Annotated in this window: 2 protein-coding genes and 1 pseudogene; all 3 read right to left on the bottom strand. The window is 59.8% G+C overall.

What is annotated here, in order from left to right:
* A pseudogene (locus R5H23_RS16520) lies at nucleotides 1-433 on the bottom strand (hypothetical protein); the annotation flags it as partial.
* Between the two features lie 59 nt (nucleotides 434-492).
* Nucleotides 493-2,178 carry a hypothetical protein gene (locus R5H23_RS16515; RefSeq protein WP_317216100.1) on the bottom strand — a complete coding sequence of 562 codons (1,686 nt, stop codon included), beginning with the start codon at nucleotides 2,176-2,178 and terminating at the stop codon, nucleotides 493-495.
* A gap of 21 nt (nucleotides 2,179-2,199) precedes the next feature.
* On the bottom strand, nucleotides 2,200-3,056 hold an 857-nt coding region (locus R5H23_RS16510), incomplete at its 5' end, for a hypothetical protein (protein ID WP_317216099.1).

Raw genomic sequence — 3,056 nt, 5'->3', positions numbered from 1 at the left:
ACTTGGCCACAACATCCGTCAGGTTGCGGGCCATCCCGATCGCCGTCTTCGCACCCTGCACGACGAGCGCCTGCCCCACCGAGAAGCCACCGTTTGCAGGGATCGGCACCATCAGCCCGAGTGCAACAACAACGCGCAGCGGCACCCACCCGGAGAAGCTTGCAGAGAAAACCTTTCCGCTTTCCGCTGTCTTATGAACCTGCAGGATGGAGGCATAGCTGATCCAGAACGCCGCAATCAGCATCGCATAAGCCGAAATATACTGCAGCATTGTGCCGGTGGCTGTCTCTGTGCCCCCTGACATCGGGAAGAGACTGTCGAGCACGCGGGCGGACCAGTCATCGCCCGCGCTCAGGTTGCTCCAGCTCACGCTGTCTGCCGTGGTTCCGGCATAGGCGGATCCCATAGTTACCGTGAGGGCAACGACTGTCATGGTGCCCGCCCGGAAATGCCGGGACGCTCGAAGGAACCGCATGAACTGGTGCATTGTTTTTAGACCTCCGGGCTCGGGCTGTTATCGCGACTTTGCTCCTGGCCCTGCTTTCGATCTTTGGTAAAAAAATCATGGAAGCGGTCCACCAGACGCTCGAGTGCCGCTCCAACTTCCTTCAGAAAGTCCTTGCCCGGCTCCTGGCCCGGAAGAGATTCCAGCTTCTTGCCAACACTGGCAGCGGTTTCCTCTGCGCTCTGCACAGTGGGATCACTCAAAGCGTCCCGCTTGGACGCTTCATCACCCAGAACCTCGACTTCCTTGCCCAGTCGCTGAGATGACTTCCGCAGTTTCTCCCAGGACTCTGCGAAGCCGGGCGTTTTCTCCAGAGACGCGTTGAGCTGCGCGCGAAGCGCCTTATGACTCCCATCCTCGGTCATGCCCGCAATGACAGAACTTTCTGATTGTCCAGGCTCTGACGCAGCTTTGGTGAAGGCTTCAAAAAACTCTCGGCCGACACGCTTGAGTGCGCCGAGATCTTCCTCGACTTCACGGGCCGCTTCCTTGACCTTGCGCGTTCGGTTCTGGATCTGCCGCTCGTCGCTCTTGCCCACAAGGCTACTCATAAAATCAGATAGCCCACGACGGTTCGTTTCAGTTGCCGCAATACTGCCTTTTTGAACCTCCGATTGCGCATCTTTATGGCTGGGCTTGGTTTGCTCCCCTTCTCTTCTGCCTTCTACCTGCGCAGCTGCTTGATCGACTTCCGGCTGTATGGATTTTCGCCTATCAGCTGTTCGCGTGGGGCCGGCAGATTCAGCGTCATCAGCAGCTCTTTGGTCGTCACGATGTACCGCACGATCCTCTTCTGCGGGGCTTTGCGACACCGCATCTTCCACTTCTTCCGGTTGCTCAGAAGGGCGAAGATCGCCTTGGAACTCATCATCGTCCCGAAAGGGACCGGCCTCTTCTTCTAGAGACTGTAGATATCCTTCGTCCTCAAACGGGTCATTCGAGGGAAGGCCAGGCTCAAGGATCTCGTGTTGTGTCCGGGGCGCCTGCTGAGGCTCGTGTGAGGGGTGTTCACTTTCCGCGACAGGAGGCTCAGGCTCCGTCACGGTTGGTTGGGGCATGTCAGCAGAAGCCGGTTGCTGCACTTCCGAAGATGCTTCCCTCGCAGGCGCGGGCTGTGGCGTCGATGTCACCGCGGGGTCCGCCTGCTGTGCATCTGGTCGAGGTGACGGCTCTGGCTCGGTCTGTTGCGCGCGGGCAGGAGTGCCCGACAGGGCCATGGTGATGCGATAGTCCAGAACGGCAGCCAGCCGTGCAGCGGCAACGGAAGCCTGGTCTTCCGGAGACACTCCGGACATATCCAGCGCTGTTTTGCGGAGATCGCGGACAAGATCTCGATCTTCAAGCGAGCCAGCCTGCGCCAGCAGGGCTTTCATTTCTTCGTTCTCCAGCCCCGGCAGATCTGTGCCATGGGCCTTCAGGCCGGCCGCAAGAATTGGAGGGATCTGCGGATCTGCGCCGGTTCCACTAAAGGCCTTCCAGTCCTGGACAAGCCACGCCACCTGAACGGTGAACTTTGGATCGCTTTCCAGTCCCGGGTTTTCCCGCAGACGCGCGGTCAGGTCCGAAAGATCTTTTGCAAGCCCGCGCTCTGCTTCGGGGATGGTCGACTGCTGAGCATCAAGGGCCTGCAGGACGTAGCCTAACGGCCCTTGCTGAGTGAGAGTACCCGACATGGTCATTCCTATTCGAGATGTTCAGGGGAGTGTTGTGGTAGGAACCGGCAGAGGAGATACCGCCCGAAGCCGTTGTTCAGCAGACGTCGCGAGCCTGTTGGCTTCCATCAGCGCCCGGGTCTGGTCCAGTTTGAACTGCTGCCAGGCAATCCAGTTACGCTGCGCGTCCAGCAGAGCGATCTGGACAAGAACAGACTTCGGGGAGGGCATCGCCTGCAGATCTGCCTGCCAGTCTGTGCCACTGTATTTTCGGTTGATTTCCAGCTCAGTGGCCTCGCTTTCCGAGCCAACTGAGGTGTTGGTGTAACCCTCACGGACCGCCTCGGCCTTTTGGGCCGCGCTCAGGGTCACGGTGTTCGCGTGCCACCCGATAATGTCGTCTCCGACGTGATGGGCCAGCGAAATGGCAGCATTGTAGGCACGGCGCCCCGGGAGGGCAGACTGCCCATCCACCGAGGTCAGAGCACTCCCTCTCAGCGCGGCGGGAGCAACCGGCTGGATCAGTGTCGTGACGTAGTCATTGGCACGGTCGATCGAGGCCTGATCCTGATATGCCGGTGGCGTTAACAGGCTGGTGGCGTCCTGATCTGCATTCTGCTGATCGGTGGAGGCAAGCGAGCAAATACCGGCATCCGCTTCTGCATCCGAGCAGTAAAGCGTAAAATGGCGGTTGTTATTGGCCTGCGCGCCCTGCCCTGCACCTTCCCAGGACGGCGTTCCCTTCCCGGCCTGCGTCCGCTTGTCTTTGCCGCTATCGAGTGCAGTCGCGACGGCGGCACCGTTTCGAGCGGCGACAATGGCAGCCTGACCACCTTCAAGATTAAGACAATCCTGCCGGTTGGTCGCATGGTTGTCCCGCTGCTGAGCCGCCCGGACGT

This window comes from Gluconobacter sp. GP1, assembly GCF_032913585.1.
Taxonomy (GTDB): domain Bacteria; phylum Pseudomonadota; class Alphaproteobacteria; order Acetobacterales; family Acetobacteraceae; genus Gluconobacter; species Gluconobacter cerinus.
Note: the sequence above shows the minus strand (reverse complement) of the source record. Positions and strands in the feature narration are given on the sequence as shown.

Bases quoted from the DNA above. Each gene is read 5' to 3' on its own strand.
- R5H23_RS16515 (WP_317216100.1), bottom strand. From the start codon at position 2,178: ATGTCGGGTACTCTCACTCAGCAAGGGCCGTTAGGCTACGTCCTGCAG.